An 18,564-nucleotide genomic window follows, 5' to 3' on the forward strand; every position below is an offset into this window, starting at 1 on the left:
ATATGGCTCACTTACTAAATTGAAATGAAAGAAGGACTCTACTTCTGTTGAGTCCTTCTTTATATGAAAGGATTATTCTAATGAGGGTTTTGGTTACAGGTGGTGCCGGTTTTATTGGCCGTCATGTCATAAGTGAACTTTTAGAAAAGAAACACCATGTTTCGGTTATTGATCTAGAACCTGTCGAAGCGGCTGTTTTGGATAAACAAGTGCACTATTACTGTGCTGATATTACAACTGATGTTACGTCTATATTTGAACAAGAAAAACCTGATATTGTCATCCATCTTGCAGCGCAGGTTGATGTATCAAAATCTGTGGTGGATCCGAAGTTGGATGCTTCTTCAAATATATTAGGAACAATAAATATCTTAGAAAACTGTAACAAACATAACGTAAAAAAGATAATTTATGCATCATCAGCAGCTATTTATGGCGAACCTACATACCTAGCAATAGATGAAAAGCATCCTAAAAGGCCTAATTCATTTTATGGTGTATCGAAACTCGCTGCTGAATCTTATATTGAAACGTTTGCAGCATTACATGGTTTGAACTATACGATCTTGCGCTATGCAAATGTTTATGGACCAGGCTCATTAAACATTTTAGATGGAAATGTAATTTCAAGATTTATAGACAAATTAACGAACGACCACTCCCCTACTATTTTTGGTGATGGTGAGCAGTCACGTGATTTTATCTATGTACAAGATGTTGCACAAGCTAATATTGCAGCAATTGATCATGGTTATAGACAAATAGTAAATATTAGCACGAATCATCCAACGACTTTAAATGAATTAGTCGACAAGTTAAACATCATATTAGAAAAAAATCTCAATGCAACATATCTTCCATCTCGTATTGGAGATATTTCATACAGTTACTTATCAAATGAATTAGCACGTGAACAGTTAGATTGGGAAAACGCATATTCCTTAGAAGAAGGATTACGTCTTATGGTAGCTGAATTAAAAAATATAACTTAGAGGTGAATTTTTATGAAGAAAGTAGTTTTAACGATAAGCATTCTTTTACTTATTCTTGTACTTGCAGCATGTGGAGAAGAAAATGAAGAAAGTCAAAATTTAGATGAACAAGAAACATTCACAATTGGTGTTATTCCAGCTCAAACAGAAGGTGAAATGGATACAGCAATGAATAAGTTGCAAGAAACGTTAACAACAGCTTTAGAAACAGATGTTGAAATTGAAGTTTATCCCGATTATAACGGTGTAGTCGAAGCAATGAATTATGACAAAATTGATATGGCATACTTCGGACCGTTAACATATGTTGTTGCTAATGCAAAAAGCGGTGCCCAAGCTATTATCACACAATTAATTGATGGCGAGCCATTTTATCATTCATATATCATTACACATACCGATAATGAATGGGATTCACTTGATGCATTACTTGAGGATTCTGCTGAAGTTGATTTTGCATTTGGAGATCCTAATTCCACTTCAGGTTCTTTAATACCAAGTATAGAATTACAAGATCGCGAAGTATATATGTCTGAGGATGATCATAAATTTAATTCCGTTCGTTATACCGGTTCTCATGATGCAACAGCGCTATCTGTTCAAAATCAACAAGTGGATGCTGGAGCGATTGATAGTGCAATCTATAATCAACTTGTTGAAGCCGGGAAAATTGACGAAGAACAAATTAAAATAATTTGGGAATCAGATGAATTGTTTCAATATCCATGGGCTGTTCATGAAAATACAGAACAAGCTACAATTGAAAAATTACAGGAAGCTTTTTATGCTATTGAAGATGAAGATATCTTAAATGCTTTTGGTGCAAGTGGATTTACGGAAGCAACTGATGAAGATTACGAAAGCATAAAACAAGCAGCAATTAAGCAAGGTATTATTGAAGAATAGAGTTGATTAACGTGTGGTTCAAGAAAAAAAACATCTATACAGTTATTCTGTTAACGGTATTCCTATACATTAGCATGAGGCTAACTGAATTTGATTTAACAAAATTTAGAGATTTTCGAAATATGATTGATTTTCTTTCGCAATGGTTCCCAATGGATTTTACTAAGCTACCCCTTATGTTACAGGATAGTATGGAAACTTTAGCGATGGCGTTTTTAGGAAGTTTTCTAGGTCTCTTAATTGCATTACCTATAAGCTTTTTTGCTGCATCGAATACATCACCATCTAAGTCACTCTATCATTTTTCAAGATTTGCACTTAGTTTTACTCGTTCGATACCAGAAATTGTATTTGGGTTAATCTTATTGACTGCCCTAGGTCTTGGCCCATTCCCTGCTGTAATAGCAATTATGTTTCATAATGTGGGTGTGTTAGGTAAATTGATTTCAGAACTGATTGAATCATCAGATCCTGGACCACAAGAAGCAATAAAGGCTGTTGGTGCTAAAAAAGGGTTTGCTTACATTTTTAGTACAATACCTCAAATTTGGCCAAACCTATTATCGCATTATTTTTATCGATTTGAAGTTGCGATCCGTACGTCACTAATCTTGGGTTTTATTGGTGGTGGAGGTATTGGTCAACGTCTATTTAATGACTTTAAAACGTTCCAATATTCTGCAGTCTCACTCGATGTATTAATTATTATGGTTATTGTTGTTATGGTCGACTTATTTGGCAGTTATGTAAGAAATAAGGTCATTTAATAGATAACTTCTTTCATCCAGAGCATATGTACAAAGGAGGCGATTAAATTGTTAGAGTTAAAGAATCTTTCTGTTCGATATCCAGGTGGCGAACAAGATGCTATATCAGGTATTAATTTATCTATTCAAAAAGGCGAATTCGTTTGTGTCTTAGGCCAAAGTGGTTCAGGTAAATCTACATTTATCCGTTGTATTAATGGTTTACAAAAACTGACAACTGGTGAGGTACACTGGAATGATCAACAAATTTCAAAATTAAATGAAGAACAACTAAGAACGGTTCGTAGAGAAATGGGAATGATTTTTCAACATTTTAATTTGGTCCCCCGTCTCTCTGTTATCCAGAATGTTTTAACTGGTTTGTTCGGTTATCGTTCTACCTTTAAGAATTTAATTGGGTGGTTTACAAATGAAGAAGTAACTCGGGCAAAAAAAATCATTGCAGATGTAGGGCTTGCGGACCAAACTAATCGCCGTATTGAACAGTTAAGTGGTGGTCAAAAACAGCGGGTAGGTATTGCCCGCGCGTTATTGCAAGAACCAGCTATCTTTCTTGGTGATGAACCTGTCTCTAGTCTTGATCCCGGTACTTCTAGCCATATATTTAATCTGATGCAAGAAATGCATGAACGTTTAGGGTTACTTACTATTATTAATGTACATGATGTTGATTTAGCTAGACAATATGCAACACGTATCATTGCATTAAAGGATGGCAAAATAGTGTTCGATGACGCTCCTGCACTATTTAATGAAGAAGCTTTCTATCATACGTATCATTCAGAAACAAACAAATTAGCCTTAACGAAGTAAAGGAGTTTGATTATCTTGTTGATAACAAGTCCGTGAGTAGTCGATCAATCAAGGGTCGTGTACGACTCTAAGCATCCAAAAATTATCACAAAAGTGCATACTGTTAACAATAAAACTGTTGTCTTATCCTTTGATGATGGTCCTAGTAAAGTACTAACAAATATACTGGATATATTAAAAAAGGAAGATGTCCCTGCAATGTTTTTTTGGCAAACACGTCTCCTTTATCCAAAAAGGCCATGGCAGCGTGTAATTGATGAAGGACATGGTATTGGAACACATACCATTAATCATCCTAATTTAGCGAATATGACGTATGATCAACAGTATAAGCAAATTAAAACGAGCACGTCTGATTTGGAACGTATTACAGGTGAAAAGATTCGTTATTTCCGTCCTCCTTTTGGTCAATATAATACGGATACAATTCGTGTTGCGGACGAACTAGGCCTGCAGACAGTAATGTGGCGTATTGCTTCTATTGATTGGGAATTAAAATATGATCCAGATCAAATCATTTCAAATGTGATCGATCATGTAGAAAATGGTGCAATCATTCTTTTGCATGAATTAGAACAAACTGTTGAGGTGCTACCGATCATCATCTCAAGGTTAAAAGAAAAGGGATTCACCTTCCGTTTATTAGATTAAAAAAGCTGATTTCCTCCTTATAAGAGGAAATCAGTTTTATTTTTGTGATCTAAAAAAAACCAGGTTTTCTGCCGGAATTACCATAATTCATCGGACCGTATCCTGGATTATATCCTTGTGAACCGTAATCTGGTCCTCCACCATATCCAGGATTATAACTAGGTGTATATCCAGATCCAGGACCATAATAATTAGCGCCATAACCAGGATTGTTCATACCAAACCCTGGATTATAACCGCCGTATCCTGGACCGGGGCCATAACCACCATATCCTGGTCCATATGCACCGTAACCTGGTCCAGGTCCATCAAATAACTCGCCACCTAAATAACCTAATCCTGCTCCAATTAGTCCTGTTGCTAAAGGACTAATTGGTCCAAACCTCTCGTCAGGTTGTACTTGATTCATTGGTATGTGATTCATAGGTACATCTCTTCTCATTCCGTACATATAAACGCTCCTTTTTTCACATCTTGTGATGATAGTCTATTTCCTTTTGTCCCTATATCCTATGGCTCTTAAATAAAATGGACTGGGCAAGACTACTATTTTTTAGAAATCCTTAAAATAAACAATATTTATTTCTGTTTATTTAAGTAAAAGGTATCGTCTACTCATGATTAATCTTAAAAATTAAAATAAGCTAGAACAATATGTGAAGCGTATTTTATTAAAAAAGCTGGCTCAAAGTAGTTTTAATACTACTTTGAGTCAGCCACTTTTTAAAAAGTATTCCTTAGTATCCGTAACCGCCGTAAGATGCTCCAATGATTATTAACAAAATAAACAGTACAACGATTAATGCAAAACCGCCACCATAACTATATCCTGCAGACATTGTTTTCCCTCCTTTTCACGTTTCAAGATACTATATGCAGTATCATTAAAATGTGAAAGGGTATTTGTAACAAAAATATAAGTTAAAGCGCTTTTTTTATAAACATTTACATAGTTAGAAGTCTTGCTTATCCCTTTGTGTATATAGGTTCACTAGCTTTTAAGGCTCTCTCTAATTGTTTTCAAATTAATGATATCGCCTAGTAGAATTATAGTATAGAACATGTACCTTTTTTAGGACCTTCTAAAAAGAAATCTATCCAGCATAACTGCCACAATAGCAACACTAATTAATATTACTGTATTTCTAAATACGTGAGAAAACGTCATTCGATTTCTGACAACATACGTTTTTATTTCTTCCCATGTGTATGTATTATTTTTAATAAAAGTTAATTCACTTTCATTAATGTTTTCATCATTCGATACTAAAATATCATTAGCTTCTAGAGTATCATTATTATAAAATGGTATATTTCCATAATACAGGCTAACACCTAACGGAATACCAACAAAAAGTACAAATAGTAAGAGAAGAAGAACGATTAACGTTTTTTTATTAATCAGCTTCCCCACCCCCTTCTATTTATTTTATTTAACTTCGTTTAAAACATGTTCGATATTTAATGATTTTGAATTTATTTGTATGAGATCATGCTTTTATTTCTACATGAAATCAAAAAAGTACCGAATGATATGAAAAAATATTGGTGAAGTATACGCTAAGCTGTCTACTCGATTCAAGTAGATGATTTTATCTAATTTCACTTTATCTCCTATTAACAAATCTCGTTTTAGAACAGAAATTGTTAAACTTCCGACGAATCCAGCAATTCCTATAATTAGCCCGGACAGGATACCGAATGTTAGATCAAATGGAGTTAGAAATGGATAGAGAAAGTAAGATATACTTGTCGTGATAATTAACGCTCCAATGAACCCTTCCCATGTGATGTATGGATTAGCTGAGGGTACAATTTTTTTGCGACCAATATAGAGAGAAATTAGAAAGTGAACAACATCATTTAACTGTGTCAATACAATTAAGAATAGGACTAAATTAGATCCATATTCTGGTGAAACGAATTGGAAATAAGCTAGATGACTCAAACCGAATACCATTAGCATTAAGCCCCATTGCGTCAAGCTAACTGATCGTAAGAAACCGAATGTACCTTTCCCAATAATGCGTGGTAAAGGTAAAAACAGAAAGACATATACGGGTATGAACACGATAAACATACCGTACCAACCAATATATATCCAATAAAACTGCATAGGAATTGTTAAATAAGCCCACAAAAATATGCGACGATCAGACTTCCTTGTTTTTATCATGGAGAAATACTCTTTTAATGAAAAGAAACAAAGAAACATAATTGCAAATAGAGAAACGATTGGACCAAACAATGTTGCTACAAAAAAGACAGCAAACATTCCCCACCACGTTTTTAAACGGTTGAAAATACTAGAAAAGTCTTTATTCCTTTCTTTCTTTTTAATAATTGATAATATAATAGTCGCCGATACTAATCCTATGAAAATAATAGATAAAGTCCATAATACCTCTGTCATTTTTTATCACCCTTAAGTTGAATTATGCTAAAATACTGTATGTATTTAACTAGAATACTATATAATTGAAGAATAAAGAATAATTTTATGAAAAGAAGGAATTAAAATGACTTCAGATCGCTATGTTTATATTATGCTCTCCGATACAGGAACATTATTTTCTAACATAATTAAAAAATACACGAAAGCACCTTATAATCATGCTTCCCTTTCATTTGATCCAGAATTGAAGCAAATGTACAGCTTTGGACGAAAAAAGCCAACCAACCCATTAAATGGTGGTTTTGTTAAAGAAGATATTTTTACCGGTACATATAGTAAGTACAAAGATACGACATGTGTGATTTATAAACTTGCTGTTACAGAACGGGAAAAGAAAAAGATGAACAGAATTTTGAATGTCTTTATTCGAAATAATGATAAATTTCTTTATAATTTTCTTGGTTTAATGGGGATATCTGTTAACGAAGCGGTTGAGTTCAGTAATTCCTATTTTTGTTCTCAATTTGTTGCGGAGGTTCTTAATCGTTCTGGAATTAAACTTTGGGATAAACTTGCTGCTTTAGTGACGCCAGATGATTTTCGGAAAAATGATCGTTTAGAGCTTATCTATGAAGGAAAGTTATTTGAATTTGAACCGATTAAGCAACAAATTTCTGATAAATAAAATTATCTTGTAAATAACGAAACAAAGGAGAGAAATATGGGGTTTTCACTAACTGGATTGTTACTTGCAGTTTTAATACTTGTTCCCAATTTATTAATTCTTATCTTCCCTCCTACTAACAAACTTTCCAAATCCGATGCTGGATTCCTGTTTACTTTATTGGAACGAGTTGGTCAGGTGTCTTGTATCTTTATTTTGGTAATGTCAAAAGAAAACTATCAATCTATTAATATTGATAGTCTGTTTGTCTTGTTTGGGCTTTGTATTCTCTTTTATTATGGCTTATGGATCAGATATGTCGTAAAAGGACATGATTTTAAACTACTATATAAACCTATAGTATTAATACCAATTCCTATGGCGGTTTTTCCAGTTTTCGCATTTTTCTTTGTGTCTTTATGGAGCCAATCAACCTACCTAGTACTTGCAGTTATTTTACTTGCTGTTGGGCATTTTGTTAACAGTTGGCATACGTATAAACAACTAAGTTTTCATTATTAATTTAGTAAATGACTTCTGTGCCGTTAACATATTTAATCAAAGTTAAATTTCTACCACGTTATTGTTAAAACATCAAAAGCCCACTCACATACTCCTTTTTCAAATACACTATATTAAAAATATGGTGGTGAACGAATATGAAGATAAATTATTTACGGTGGTCAGAATTACCTTATGCTGGGGAAAGTAATCCTCCGCGTTATTCAGACACGCCTTTAGCTGGTTCTTGGCCGCTTGTCTTTTTAAAGCGAGATAAAGATGGTCATTTCCTAAATACAGAAGGTAAGAAGTTAGATTTACCTCTAACAGCACCTACTGAAATTGATTTTGACAAAGAACTGCATGTAGTCATAAAAACATTGGATAACTTAACGCCTGGGCAAAATAAGATAGGTACCTACTACGGAACAGGTGTCCCCACTAAACAATGGACACCTGTAATTGATAAATTAATTGATACGTATAATGTTTCTCCATTGCATGCCACAAGAGTACTTGCTTCAGTGCACGGTGCAATAAACGATACGATGATTCTGGTGTGGGATCTAAAGTACAAATGGGATGTAGCTAGACCAAATCAATATGACCAAACGTTAAGAACATTGTTGTGTACGCCGAATTTCCCAACATATCCGTCTGGTCATGCTACGATGGCAGGATGTTGTGAAGTTGTGCTCAGTTATTTCTTTCCTAAGGAAGCAAAGAAATTAACGAAAATTGCTGAAGATAATGCGCGTGGTCGTTTATATGCTGGTGTCCATTTTCCGTCTGACAATGATCAAGGACTTGTTCTGGGGAGATATATTGGCGAAACAATTGTCAACCATTTAGAAGCGCAAAATACTAATTCGGATCTAATTGATATGCCATACAGATCCTTCCGCGATGCGGCGATTTTTCCAAAAGAATATCAACAATTTATTCCGTATGATTTTCAAAAAGAATGTCCTTCTCTATTAATTGACAAGAAAACAACGAGGCATGCGGATCATAATACACATGCACCGAAACCATTTCTTTTCATATAATACTTGTATATTAACAATGCCTTGCACTATAAAATTATAGCGCAAGGCATTTCCATTAGCTTAGTTTCGCGCAAATTCTCCATCTACTTCTACAGTTTCGTAAATATTAATAAATGCCTTTGAATCATATTTGCGCACAATTGATTTAATCTGCATTGTTTCATAACGTGTCACGACCATCATTAAAATTTGTTTCTTTTCTTGTGTGTAACCGCCATAACCATCCATAATCGTTATTCCTCGATAAATTGATTCGATCAAATCTTGGCGAATCACTTCTCCTTTGGTAGTAACAATTTGCATCGTTAATTTGATATGATTCGTGTGAATTGTATCAATTACTTTTCCAGTGATAAATATTGATAACATCGTGTACAACGCAATATTCCAATCAAAAACAGCACCAGAAATAAGTACAATAATGCCATTCATTCCTGTGAGTAACATACCTACACTTATATTACTTGTTCTAGATATAATTATCGCGATGATATCTAGCCCACCAGATGTACCGGAGTACTTTAAAATAAGACCTATACCAAGACCACCAATAACCCCTCCAAATATACTGGATAACAAAACATTCTCCGCTACGGGTATGACTGGTATAACGTACAAGAAGATAGATAACGAAACAACACAAGTGATTGTATTAATCGTAATTACTTTTCCGAGTTTCCTGTAGCCTAAATAAAGTAAAGGCAAATTCAGAATTAAATTAATAATTCCGATACTAAATGGTGTGAGTAACCCAAGTAAAATAGCGATACCACTTATTCCACTACTCAAGATTCCGTATGGTACAAGAAAGAAATTAAATGCAAATGCCACAATTAGCGAGCCTGCAACAACTATACCGTGTTTCATAAACACCAACCTTCTGCAACTTACTTCTATATCTAAAGAAGCACATTTTATTAACTAGGACAAAGGTAGCAAAAGCACATAGGTGATGTCAATAGAATAGGCCATTCACGCTAAATTCAAAATATTTGAGACCGTATTAAAATGAAACACTTGGTTGGAATTAGACGTACATTATCAGGTAAAAGTAAACCCAGCCTTTTTGTTAAGACTGGATTCAATTCTAAAAATTATTTATTTTCATATCATGTATACCTGTTTTCTCGCTTAAATAATCAACATCACACTAGATACTGTAGGTTACATGTAATGTTCCTTTACTATCATCTTGCTGACTTTTATCTATACGATCAAGTCTGCTTAAAACTTGATTGTGATAAACTAGAATGTTTTATTGGTCCTCCATTACAAGTGTCGTTTGCCGAATATTACAATTTTGATGAGGAGCATACACAAAAAGCAATAAATTATTATAGGGAGAGGTTTAAGGAAAAGGGGATGTTTGAGAATGAGTTATATTCTAACATTGCCATTCTATTAAAATCGTTAAAAGAACGAGGTTTTACTAATGAGGTGATGTGATGGATAATGACCAGTTGCTTAAAATCATTTTAGAACGATTTGATAACATTGACTTCCAATAATATCAGGCTAATCAATATCCATTTTATGTAACGTATATTGAACTGATTTAGTTATTCCTACCTTGGGGTCTGACAGCGTTCCGTCTAAATCAAATAAGATCACTTTATATTTATCCATATTAAAATCCTTTCTAATACCCAATTAGTTAATCGAATCTTACCACTAAACTGTTGCGTATATAGAGCAAGTATATATTCACATTATTAAAGTAAATACCCATCTGTCATTAACATATTTTAGCACCTTATAAAATTTATTCACTACTTCTACCTCTTTCCATATTATTGCTAGATCCGCTTCCTTTCAAATTAAGATGTCATGATGGTAATAAAATGTTCAAATAAAGTAAGTGATCTATCCTGACCTTTACTTTTTAAAAATACGCCATAACTAACAGTTGGTCTAGCGGAACCAGAAGTTGTTGATATGCAGTTTCTGTTGCTTATTGTAGTAACGACGTGGTTTCTTAAAAATCACTTTATCTCTTTAAAAAATAATACTCTATCCACACCCTCTCCACCATGATCCGAATGAACGCTGATACCATCAATTAAATTATCTCCTGGTACAATATCAAATCCCATCCTTGTATGAAAAGCAATCGATTTTTTATTTACAATTGAAGTGATGCACTTTATCTTATGTACATTCTGTTTTTGGACCTCTTCAAAGAATAAATTATAAAGACTATTGGCTATCCCTTTATTTCTGAAAGTTGGTTCTATCCCAACAAAATGAATATATGCTTCGCCATCCTGAGATTGAGATAAAAATCCAATTAGAAATCCTATTATTTTATTGTTATCCTCCATGACAAAACTTGTATTCTGAAAATGGTCAAAGAATAGCTTCGGAAGAGACATATCCCTTCCTCCCCACCAATCACGTAAAATAGGCGTTATTTTTTCAAAGTCTTCAGATTCAATATTTCGTATCAACAAATTAGGCTACCTCCATTTACTTAGCAATATTACCAAATACTATTAAATCTTAACATGCGTATCCTTTTTTTAGTAGATTAATAGTAATATTGCTTATTTTTTTACTGTAAAATTATTCAATGAAACATAATATGTATTATGTTTCATTATGAAAATTTGTGAAAACAAGTCGAATCAAGGTTAAATTCATTATATCGCTTTTTATCAAATAATGGTATAATACATATTGAAGTTTAACGTTCATACATAATTAGTAAAACGGCTATTTCAAAATACACTTAATGGTATTCTGCTTATAAATAGGAACACTTGTACCTTTAACGCAGAATCGCATTTTAAGAGAATTAGTCATGCAGTTGGTCGTGACCGATGAGATAATTTCATCTGTGAGCCTCTCTCTGCATGGGGTTAATTAGGGGGTTATTTATATCGAAAAAATAGCATATGCAACATATGTCAATTTAACAGAAGGCGAATATATCTATCTATTAAAAAAATATGGTGACTATGAACTTACTAAAAAAATAGAAGATTTGAATAAAACAAAACTAAGAGATCCAAGAAGAATCCAGTCAGTCAAATCGGATTACCATGCATTAATCAGTAAGGGCATGCAAACTGTCCAACCAATCAGAGATAAACATCAAATTGAGATGATGAAAACAGCATTATTAAACACATCGTATCGCAATTATTTTCTATTAGTAATGGGTCTTAACACTGGACTGCGAATTAGTGACCTCCTTCCATTGCGTGTTCAAGATGTCCGAGGGAAATCGCATATTGTTATGAAGGAAACAAAAACGAGGAAAAATAAACGATTTCTTATTAATATTGAATTAAGAAATATCATTTCAGATTACACGATTGAATTAAGTGATGAAGATTATTTATTTCCTTCTAAGAAAACGGATTTGCCTTTAAAAAGAGTTCAAGCCTATAAGGTATTAAGTCAAGCAGCGAGTAATGTTGGAATTGAAGATTTTGGAACACACAGTATGCGTAAAACATTTGGATTTTGGCATTATACAATTAATAAAAACGTGGCACTATTACAAGATATCTTTAACCACTCCTCACCAGATATCACACTTCGATATATTGGAATAAATCAAGATATTGTCGATAAGAGCCTTGAACACTTTAGTTTATAATAACTAAAAAGTAGCGACATCCATCGTCCGTGATGAATGTCACTACTAATTAAAAGTAAACAATATACATGACCGAACAGATGTGTCGATTCTATTCAATCACTTCGATTGTCGTCCCGTGATAAGCGCAGATTGCTTTAAAAAATCAACTTACATTTCTAACTGTGTATTTCTTTTTCTTAACGCAATCAGATCCTTTTCCTCACGGCTTCGATTGTCGTTTTCTTTAAACAAACCAGATTGTTGGAATTGTGTAATCTATTTGTCCAAGGCAAATGCAATTAATTCATATTCACGGATTATATATTGACGCTTTTTTCCGTTCTCAACAACTTGCTTCTAAACTTCTGTGGTAAACGTTCTTCTTTTCTGCGACATAGTAGATTCTCCCCTTTTTTAGTATCATTCTACTTGCCCTTAATTTTTTTGTCCAACTAAGTGTAACCTATTCAATACACTAATATAGTACTATCTCTATTAATTACAGCCCTTACTCTAATAATCGTACTTCTGTTTTAATAGGTTTTACTTTAAACCTAAAGCTTCTTCGACCCCGAACATAACGAACTTACTATTAGGAATTAGACCCTGAACACCTATTTCATCAGGAATCTCAACCGTTATGATCTCTTCTCCTGTTGCGTAGTTAAAAATAGATAGGTAGTCTAAACCTGTCTCGTAAATTAAGTTATTGCTGTATAACTTAGTGTCATAAAAACCGTTTATTCTTCCTACCATAAGGTCTAAAACAAACTTTTCCTGCTCAAAATCATATAGTAGAAGGTCATAGTCATAGTCTATTACTATATACCCACTAGTTGTAAGCTCTGGTGTGTTTAATCTCTTACTTATAGAAGGAGTAACTCCATCTAGGAATTCTGTATTTACTGTTTGCACTTTTGCAACCTCTAAATCCTCAACACTAAACTCTATATACTCTTTTGTATCTATTAGATAGTAGTAAAGCATATTATCCTCAATTTTTAGGTCTGTCTGTTTGTTAAGTAAACTAGAATTTATAAGTTTATAATTTATATCACCTGTCTCCCATAGTAATTCGGAGGTCTCTCTACTATAAATAGTAATCTTATTATTATTATATAGTACAAGTCCATTGTCTGTTAAACCAAGATTATAATTACCTGCATCATCTCCAAGTTGTCCCTCTATAAATGTATCAAGAGTTTTTGTTTCATAGTCATAAATATACATTATATCCGAATAGGAAGCTATATACATTACTGAATTCTCTGGGTCTATAGCATAGGTGTTACTCTCAAAATCAAGAGTTAAAAAGTCATCGTCAACTACCTCTCCTGTCTCCTTGCTGATTAACTTCATTTCTGTAATTCTATCACCTGCGCTATTCTCCTCATTAGTATCTGACCAAAGTATATGCTCATCATCAAAATCAGTATAATGACCGTGAGACTTAACCTCATCAACTCTCCAAATAGCATCTCCTGTCTTACCGTATTTAACAAGATCACTAGAGTCTTCAACGTAAGAATACTCGCCATCTAAAATTAATAGGGTATCTGCACCATAGTCTTGATTAGTTACTAAATTCAGGTAACCGTAATCCTCTGCAAACTCTTCGTTGTACTCATCTATAGAAATTATATCTCTTGTTACACCTATCATATCTTCGTCAATAAGCATCCGTCTAGGATCTCCGTCTTCCTCACCCTTAATTCTTCCATCAGCAGTCAGGAACTCTGAATCCTCAGAATCTTTAACCTCTTCCTTTGAATCTTCATTCTCTGAAGAAGTAGCATCATCACCACAAGATGCAAGTAGCAATCCCGCCATTATTACCATTATCATGAATACATATCTTTTGACAAATACCATTTAAATCTACCCCCTACTTTAGCTATCTATGTAAAATTGACTAGAATATTACATGTAATCAATGGACTTCAGCATGAATAAAGAGTACTACCAAATGATTAAGTAGTACTCTCCTAATTGTGATACTTTTAATATCATTACTATAAATACTATAGCATGGCAGACTAACTTCCTATTTCTGCTAATTCTATAACATGTCTAAAACCATGTCAATACTGCTTGTTAATTTAACTCTATCATAGGTTACTCATAATCGATGATCTTATGGCTACAAATGAATTAAAAGTAAACAACATATATGACTGCAACTAATAAAATCCGATAGATCGCGAAAGGTACTAGTTTTACTTTGTTAATTAGTTTCAGAAAAAACTGTATAGAAATTAAAGCGAAGATAAATGCACTGATAAATCCAACGATAAAAAATGGGATGCTCTCTACAGTAAAGTATTGCAAATTTTTCAATAAAGATATCAAACTGGCTCCTAGCATAATAGGAACAGCCATGATAAATGTGAAATCAGCGGCAGCTCGATGGCTCATCCCTAACATAACACCACCAGAAATCGTAGATCCAGACCTTGAAAAACCTGGCCAAAGTGAAAAACACTGAATAAGTCCAATTAAGAGTGCTTGTCGATACGTAATTTGATCAACAGTTTCCACGGGTACAGATGCCGCTTTTTTACTAATAATATCAGCAAGTATCATTAGTATTGCACCAACTACTAAACCAATTAGAACTGTTTCTATTGAGAATAAATATTCATCAATATAATCCTCGAATAAAAGCCCTAAAACGCCAGCAGGTATAAGTCCTACTATCACTTGTGACAGCTTGAGCCTTGGTTTATCGATGTTGCTTTTATTTGTTTTCCAGTTTAGCATATCAATAAAACGATGCCTAAAAATGATTACAACTGCTAAAATCGATCCTAATTGAATCATAACTTTAAATGTATTCGCAACATATTTAGTTAAAAATACTTCTGATTGCAACCACATATCGTCCACAATAATCATATGTCCAGTTGAGGAGACTGGCGCGAACTCAGTCAACCCCTCTACCATACCTAGTATAATCGCCTTTACTAACATAAAAATATCCATTAACGTTTCTCCCGTTCTCTCATGCATTAAATGTTATATAATTTTATTAATCATAATCGCTAATTAAATATATAGCTAGCTTTATTTTATTTAACATCGAACATAATCATTCAATTAAAAATGTATGATGCACGTATTCTTGGCATGCCTATAAAATATATACTGATAAATGGTCGATACAAAAGTATTATGGCTTTGCTACCAACCAATTTGTATATTTACCTTGCTTGGTTTTAAGTATCAGAATGATTAATCAACAAAAAATGATGATGCTTTGGGAAATTTATAATAAATTGAGGATAATAATGGTAGTCTTAGATTATCTATGTTTATGAAATAATTATATTTGCTATTCAACTAACGGAACAGTCATCTTTAATAAAGATAACGATTTATATGGTGAAATCGATATAAAAAGAAATTTTAAATTAGAGGAGAGATTGATTTGAAGAATAAATCAAGAAAATCTTTAACAAATAGGTTATTAAAACCAATGAAGGTGATAAAATTGAAAAAGAGGATTCCTAATAGTAGTATACTTATAATATCAATGCTAATAAGTGTGTTTTACTACACAGGTTTAAATAAAAAAATAGCCATTAATTGGTTGAACTGTGAAGTTGCCACTACTACAATCGAGTCAATAGCTTTACATTCAATGCCTTTCATAATGATTCTAATTTATGCTCTATTTCGTTTCATATTTAGAACTTCCCAAGATAATATAAGCGATAATATGAAAGAAATACTAATTATGATTACTTTATTAACGATTTTTACAATCTACATGACGATCATTATTATTAATTTGGGTTACAATCTTGATGTGAACGTAATAATGGGACTAATTTTTTCATTTATCTTAATGATCACCGGTTATTTAATGCCAAACGTAAAAACAAATTCGATAGTCGGAGTGCGTACAGAATGGACAATGAGTGATGAAAGAGTTTGGGATATAACACATCGATTCACAGGTAAGTTGTCCCTTTTGACCGGTATTATAAGTATCATACTTATAATAATTATTCCCAAGTACAGCTTTATCTATGGATTTTCTTTGGTTATGATAGTTGCTGCTATAGCGATAATCCACTCTTATATAACATATAAAAAAATTGTCAATCTGGATAGTTAACACTAAATAAAACTTTTTTTAGGGCTGTGTTTCGATATGAAACTGAACTTACATAGCCACGTGTGCCGCACATTCGAATAATATTGTACTAATGGGCGTAATCAAAAATTTCAAGGGTGTTAAATTATATTCCATTGAATCAGAGAAACGCAATAGTTAGAATAAATTACAAATAAAAAAAGAATATCCAATTGGATATTCTTTTAAACGCCACGCTTATTACCCCAGACAAGTGCATGAACTTGTGGCAGAACACGAGCATGATTTAATTTTGTGGATGCAACAACTTTATCTATCAACCATTCATATTTATCTAGTAGATGACTGGCAAGGTTTGCTGCGTTATTTTCTGCGAGTTCATCATTACCTACTTGCAAAAAGAACGCAATAGTAGGATATCTTTGGTGGACCTTTTCCGCATACAGTAAGTCTGCGTCATCGAATACGACTACTTTTAGACTGGTCTGATGTATATGATTACCAGTTTGTAAGTTCTCAATAATAAGATCAAGTTTCTCCCAATCTGTCTTCATCTTTGAACTTGGTGGTTTTGGTGAAATAGTGAGGTCATTAACCTTAAGAAACCATTCCTGCCAACGACTTCCTTGTGTTTCAAGTGCTACTTCCATATCGTGGTCATGCAAGGCGTCAACTAACTCATCAAGCTTTGCCAAAAGTGCAGGATTTCCACCTGATATTGTAACATGATCAAATTTATCTCCACCTGTTTCTTTTAGTCTATCCATAATTTCATCTGCAGTGAGTCTTTCAATTTGGTCCTTTGCACTGCCGTCCCAAGTAAAAGCAGAGTCACACCAAGAGCAACTGTAATCACAACCGGCTGTTCGAACAAACATTGTTTTCCGACCAACGACCATACCCTCACCTTGGATGGTTGGTCCGAATATTTCTAGTACAGGGAATTTATTCAACGTTCATCCACTCCCGTCTAGCTTCAGCATAACTCGTTGGTGTTTCGTAAAGTTTAACAAACTCTACACGGTTTTGGTTTGATTGCTTTAGAAGGGCTTGTTCCATCTTTTGATAAATCCAAACCACCATATTTTCTGCCGTTGTGTTCATATTAGGTAACGTATCGTTTAAATAACGATGATCAAGATGAATTTCAATCTCTTCCTTCCAAATCTCTTTGATATCGCCAAAGTCAATAACCAAGCCAATCTCATCTACCATACCACTTATTCCGAAAATAACTTTGTACGTATGTCCATGTAAGTTTTTACACTTTCCCTGATAACAATGAAGGTGATGTGCAGCATCAAAAGTGAACTCTTTACTAACCATCACCCGTTTTGTATGATATTTGAGCTCATGATGTTTTATATCCTCATTAATCTTCTGTAAGTTTTCAACAATTGTAAAACCGTACATTAACCGCTCACCTCATTACGTTCTTTAAGGTACGTATCGAGTCCGTTCTGACGTAACTTACATGATGGACATTCTCCACAACCGTCCCCGCGAACACCGTGGTAACAGGTTAATGTTTTTTCACGAATATAATTGAATCGATTTAACTCATCTGCTAACTTCCATGTCTCGGCTTTATCTAACCACATTAGTGGCGTATGAATAACAAATCCATCATCCATTGATAAGTTAAGTGTGACATTTAACGATTTAATAAATATATCACGGCAATCTGGATACCCACTAAAATCTGTCTCACATACACCTGTGATAATGTGTTTTGCACCAATCTGTTTAGCTAATATCGTAGCAAAAGATAAAAAGAGTAAGTTTCTACCAGGAACAAATGTCGAAGGTAATTCGCCATTATCACCATCTTTAACCTCGATATCATCACGCGTTAACGCACTTGGCGCTAATTGGTTTAACAAAGACATATCTAAAACATGATGCTTGACGTTTAATTCTGTAGTAATTTCTTTCGCAACTTCTATTTCATTATTGTGCCTTTGATTGTAATCGAATGTGACAGTTTCAACATGTTCATAATTTTGAAGTGCCCAGAACAAACAGGTGGTGCTATCTTGTCCTCCACTAAATACAACAATTGCTTTACTATTTTTTTTCATAAAAAAATTCTCCTTCCATTAAAAAAGAGAATTCTACACACCATACAAAACAAAAAAACG

General features: G+C 33.6%; 21 protein-coding genes and 3 pseudogenes. 11 read left to right on the forward strand and 13 right to left on the reverse strand.

The genetic code is table 11. The annotated features are described in order from the left end of the window. Positions 1 to 80: 80 nt before the first annotated feature. Genes D2K60_RS07910 through D2K60_RS07930 form a run of 5 tightly spaced genes read left to right on the forward strand, consistent with a single transcriptional unit; the run spans position 81 to position 4,129 of the window. A complete protein-coding gene (locus D2K60_RS07910; protein WP_117169469.1) occupies positions 81 to 992 on the forward strand; it encodes an NAD-dependent epimerase/dehydratase family protein in 912 nt (303 codons plus the stop codon). Between the two features lie 12 nt (positions 993 to 1,004). Next, positions 1,005 to 1,898 carry a phosphate/phosphite/phosphonate ABC transporter substrate-binding protein gene (phnD, locus tag D2K60_RS07915; protein ID WP_117169470.1) on the forward strand — a complete coding sequence of 298 codons (894 nt, stop codon included), beginning with the start codon at positions 1,005 to 1,007 and terminating at the stop codon, positions 1,896 to 1,898. An 11-nt stretch (positions 1,899 to 1,909) separates the two neighbouring features. Further along, a complete protein-coding gene (gene phnE / locus D2K60_RS07920) occupies positions 1,910 to 2,665 on the forward strand; it encodes a phosphonate ABC transporter, permease protein PhnE (RefSeq protein WP_117169471.1) in 756 nt (251 codons plus the stop codon). Between the two features lie 48 nt (positions 2,666 to 2,713). Continuing rightward, entirely contained in the window at positions 2,714 to 3,478 is a 765-nt protein-coding gene (gene phnC / locus D2K60_RS07925) for a phosphonate ABC transporter ATP-binding protein (protein ID WP_117169472.1), read from the forward strand. 57 nt (positions 3,479 to 3,535) lie between these two features. Then, entirely contained in the window at positions 3,536 to 4,129 is a 594-nt protein-coding gene (locus D2K60_RS07930) for a polysaccharide deacetylase family protein (RefSeq protein ID WP_117169473.1), read from the forward strand. A 49-nt stretch (positions 4,130 to 4,178) separates the two neighbouring features. Here the strand turns inward: D2K60_RS07930 and D2K60_RS07935 are convergent, their stop codons facing one another. From D2K60_RS07935 to D2K60_RS07950, 4 genes are all read right to left on the reverse strand, one after another. Then, positions 4,179 to 4,580: a hypothetical protein gene (locus D2K60_RS07935; RefSeq protein ID WP_240335278.1), complete on the reverse strand. Its 402-nt coding sequence runs from the start codon at positions 4,578 to 4,580 to the stop codon at positions 4,179 to 4,181. 286 nt (positions 4,581 to 4,866) lie between these two features. Further along, on the reverse strand, positions 4,867 to 4,968 hold the full coding sequence (locus tag D2K60_RS07940; RefSeq protein ID WP_117169474.1) for a YjcZ family sporulation protein: 102 nt from the start codon (positions 4,966 to 4,968) through the stop codon (positions 4,867 to 4,869). A gap of 233 nt (positions 4,969 to 5,201) precedes the next feature. After that, positions 5,202 to 5,543, reverse strand: coding sequence for a hypothetical protein (locus D2K60_RS07945; protein WP_117169475.1), 342 nt, complete (start codon positions 5,541 to 5,543; stop codon positions 5,202 to 5,204). 90 nt (positions 5,544 to 5,633) lie between these two features. Further along, positions 5,634 to 6,542: a phosphatidate cytidylyltransferase gene (locus D2K60_RS07950; RefSeq protein WP_117169476.1), complete on the reverse strand. Its 909-nt coding sequence runs from the start codon at positions 6,540 to 6,542 to the stop codon at positions 5,634 to 5,636. A 106-nt stretch (positions 6,543 to 6,648) separates the two neighbouring features. Here D2K60_RS07950 and D2K60_RS07955 point away from each other — a divergent pair, with 106 nt between their 5' ends. The 3 genes from D2K60_RS07955 to D2K60_RS07965 all read left to right on the forward strand — a co-directional run bounded on the left by D2K60_RS07955 (position 6,649) and on the right by D2K60_RS07965 (position 8,738). After that, complete coding sequence (locus tag D2K60_RS07955) at positions 6,649 to 7,209, forward strand: C40 family peptidase (protein ID WP_117169477.1); 561 nt, start codon at positions 6,649 to 6,651, stop codon at positions 7,207 to 7,209. 36 nt (positions 7,210 to 7,245) lie between these two features. Then, a complete protein-coding gene (locus D2K60_RS07960; protein ID WP_117169478.1) occupies positions 7,246 to 7,710 on the forward strand; it encodes a hypothetical protein in 465 nt (154 codons plus the stop codon). Between the two features lie 137 nt (positions 7,711 to 7,847). Further along, a complete protein-coding gene (locus D2K60_RS07965) occupies positions 7,848 to 8,738 on the forward strand; it encodes a vanadium-dependent haloperoxidase (RefSeq protein ID WP_117169479.1) in 891 nt (296 codons plus the stop codon). Between the two features lie 60 nt (positions 8,739 to 8,798). Here the strand turns inward: D2K60_RS07965 and D2K60_RS07970 are convergent, their stop codons facing one another. Then, positions 8,799 to 9,605: a YitT family protein gene (locus tag D2K60_RS07970; RefSeq protein ID WP_117169480.1), complete on the reverse strand. Its 807-nt coding sequence runs from the start codon at positions 9,603 to 9,605 to the stop codon at positions 8,799 to 8,801. 366 nt (positions 9,606 to 9,971) lie between these two features. Here D2K60_RS07970 and D2K60_RS21285 point away from each other — a divergent pair. Continuing rightward, positions 9,972 to 10,166, forward strand: a pseudogene (locus D2K60_RS21285) (HAD family hydrolase); the annotation flags it as partial. Between the two features lie 93 nt (positions 10,167 to 10,259). Here D2K60_RS21285 and D2K60_RS20885 read toward each other — a convergent pair. Together D2K60_RS20885 and D2K60_RS07985 are read right to left on the reverse strand one after the other, a co-directional pair. Beyond that, positions 10,260 to 10,364, reverse strand: a pseudogene (locus tag D2K60_RS20885) (HAD family hydrolase); the annotation flags it as partial. Positions 10,365 to 10,720: 356 nt separating this feature from the next. Beyond that, positions 10,721 to 11,188, reverse strand: coding sequence for a GNAT family N-acetyltransferase (locus tag D2K60_RS07985; RefSeq protein ID WP_117169481.1), 468 nt, complete (start codon positions 11,186 to 11,188; stop codon positions 10,721 to 10,723). A 611-nt stretch (positions 11,189 to 11,799) separates the two neighbouring features. Here D2K60_RS07985 and D2K60_RS07990 point away from each other — a divergent pair. Continuing rightward, on the forward strand, positions 11,800 to 12,342 hold the full coding sequence (locus tag D2K60_RS07990; RefSeq protein WP_117170361.1) for a site-specific integrase: 543 nt from the start codon (positions 11,800 to 11,802) through the stop codon (positions 12,340 to 12,342). Positions 12,343 to 12,495: 153 nt separating this feature from the next. Here the strand turns inward: D2K60_RS07990 and D2K60_RS21290 are convergent. The 3 genes and pseudogenes from D2K60_RS21290 to D2K60_RS08000 form a co-directional block, all read right to left on the reverse strand. Beyond that, positions 12,496 to 12,663, reverse strand: a pseudogene (locus D2K60_RS21290) (IS3 family transposase); the annotation flags it as partial. Between the two features lie 204 nt (positions 12,664 to 12,867). Further along, positions 12,868 to 14,196, reverse strand: coding sequence for a hypothetical protein (locus tag D2K60_RS07995; protein WP_117169482.1), 1,329 nt, complete (start codon positions 14,194 to 14,196; stop codon positions 12,868 to 12,870). 279 nt (positions 14,197 to 14,475) lie between these two features. Beyond that, positions 14,476 to 15,306 carry an undecaprenyl-diphosphate phosphatase gene (locus D2K60_RS08000; protein WP_117169483.1) on the reverse strand — a complete coding sequence of 277 codons (831 nt, stop codon included), beginning with the start codon at positions 15,304 to 15,306 and terminating at the stop codon, positions 14,476 to 14,478. Positions 15,307 to 15,751: 445 nt separating this feature from the next. Between D2K60_RS08000 and D2K60_RS08005 the strand changes: the two genes are divergently transcribed. Continuing rightward, positions 15,752 to 16,444 carry an SdpI family protein gene (locus tag D2K60_RS08005; RefSeq protein WP_117169484.1) on the forward strand — a complete coding sequence of 231 codons (693 nt, stop codon included), beginning with the start codon at positions 15,752 to 15,754 and terminating at the stop codon, positions 16,442 to 16,444. A gap of 203 nt (positions 16,445 to 16,647) precedes the next feature. On the opposite strand, the gene queE is transcribed toward D2K60_RS08005, so the two are convergent. The 3 genes from queE to queC are packed head-to-tail and all read right to left on the reverse strand — an operon-like array spanning position 16,648 to position 18,504. Further along, positions 16,648 to 17,376: a 7-carboxy-7-deazaguanine synthase QueE gene (gene queE, locus D2K60_RS08010; RefSeq protein WP_117169485.1), complete on the reverse strand. Its 729-nt coding sequence runs from the start codon at positions 17,374 to 17,376 to the stop codon at positions 16,648 to 16,650. Beyond that, a complete protein-coding gene (queD, locus tag D2K60_RS08015; RefSeq protein WP_117169486.1) occupies positions 17,369 to 17,836 on the reverse strand; it encodes a 6-carboxytetrahydropterin synthase QueD in 468 nt (155 codons plus the stop codon). Before queD ends, queE begins: the two co-directional genes overlap by 8 nt. After that, positions 17,836 to 18,504, reverse strand: coding sequence for a 7-cyano-7-deazaguanine synthase QueC (gene queC, locus D2K60_RS08020; protein ID WP_117169487.1), 669 nt, complete (start codon positions 18,502 to 18,504; stop codon positions 17,836 to 17,838). Before queC ends, queD begins: the two co-directional genes overlap by 1 nt. Positions 18,505 to 18,564 lie beyond the last annotated feature (60 nt).

Source organism: Paraliobacillus sediminis (assembly GCF_003426055.1).

Bases quoted from the DNA above. Each gene is read 5' to 3' on its own strand.
- queC (WP_117169487.1), bottom strand. From the start codon at position 18,504: ATGAAAAAAAATAGTAAAGCAATTGTTGTATTTAGTGGAGGACAAGAT.
- D2K60_RS07965 (WP_117169479.1), top strand. From the start codon at position 7,848: ATGAAGATAAATTATTTACGGTGGTCAGAATTACCTTATGCTGGGGAA.
- D2K60_RS07960 (WP_117169478.1), top strand. From the start codon at position 7,246: ATGGGGTTTTCACTAACTGGATTGTTACTTGCAGTTTTAATACTTGTT.
- D2K60_RS07955 (WP_117169477.1), top strand. From the start codon at position 6,649: ATGACTTCAGATCGCTATGTTTATATTATGCTCTCCGATACAGGAACA.
- phnD (WP_117169470.1), top strand. From the start codon at position 1,005: ATGAAGAAAGTAGTTTTAACGATAAGCATTCTTTTACTTATTCTTGTA.
- D2K60_RS07950 (WP_117169476.1), bottom strand. From the start codon at position 6,542: ATGACAGAGGTATTATGGACTTTATCTATTATTTTCATAGGATTAGTA.
- D2K60_RS07935 (WP_240335278.1), bottom strand. From the start codon at position 4,580: ATGTACGGAATGAGAAGAGATGTACCTATGAATCACATACCAATGAAT.
- D2K60_RS07970 (WP_117169480.1), bottom strand. From the start codon at position 9,605: ATGAAACACGGTATAGTTGTTGCAGGCTCGCTAATTGTGGCATTTGCA.
- D2K60_RS07990 (WP_117170361.1), top strand. From the start codon at position 11,800: ATGCAAACTGTCCAACCAATCAGAGATAAACATCAAATTGAGATGATG.
- D2K60_RS07995 (WP_117169482.1), bottom strand. From the start codon at position 14,196: ATGGTATTTGTCAAAAGATATGTATTCATGATAATGGTAATAATGGCG.
- queD (WP_117169486.1), bottom strand. From the start codon at position 17,836: ATGTACGGTTTTACAATTGTTGAAAACTTACAGAAGATTAATGAGGAT.
- D2K60_RS07910 (WP_117169469.1), top strand. From the start codon at position 81: ATGAGGGTTTTGGTTACAGGTGGTGCCGGTTTTATTGGCCGTCATGTC.
- D2K60_RS07940 (WP_117169474.1), bottom strand. From the start codon at position 4,968: ATGTCTGCAGGATATAGTTATGGTGGCGGTTTTGCATTAATCGTTGTA.
- D2K60_RS08000 (WP_117169483.1), bottom strand. From the start codon at position 15,306: ATGGATATTTTTATGTTAGTAAAGGCGATTATACTAGGTATGGTAGAG.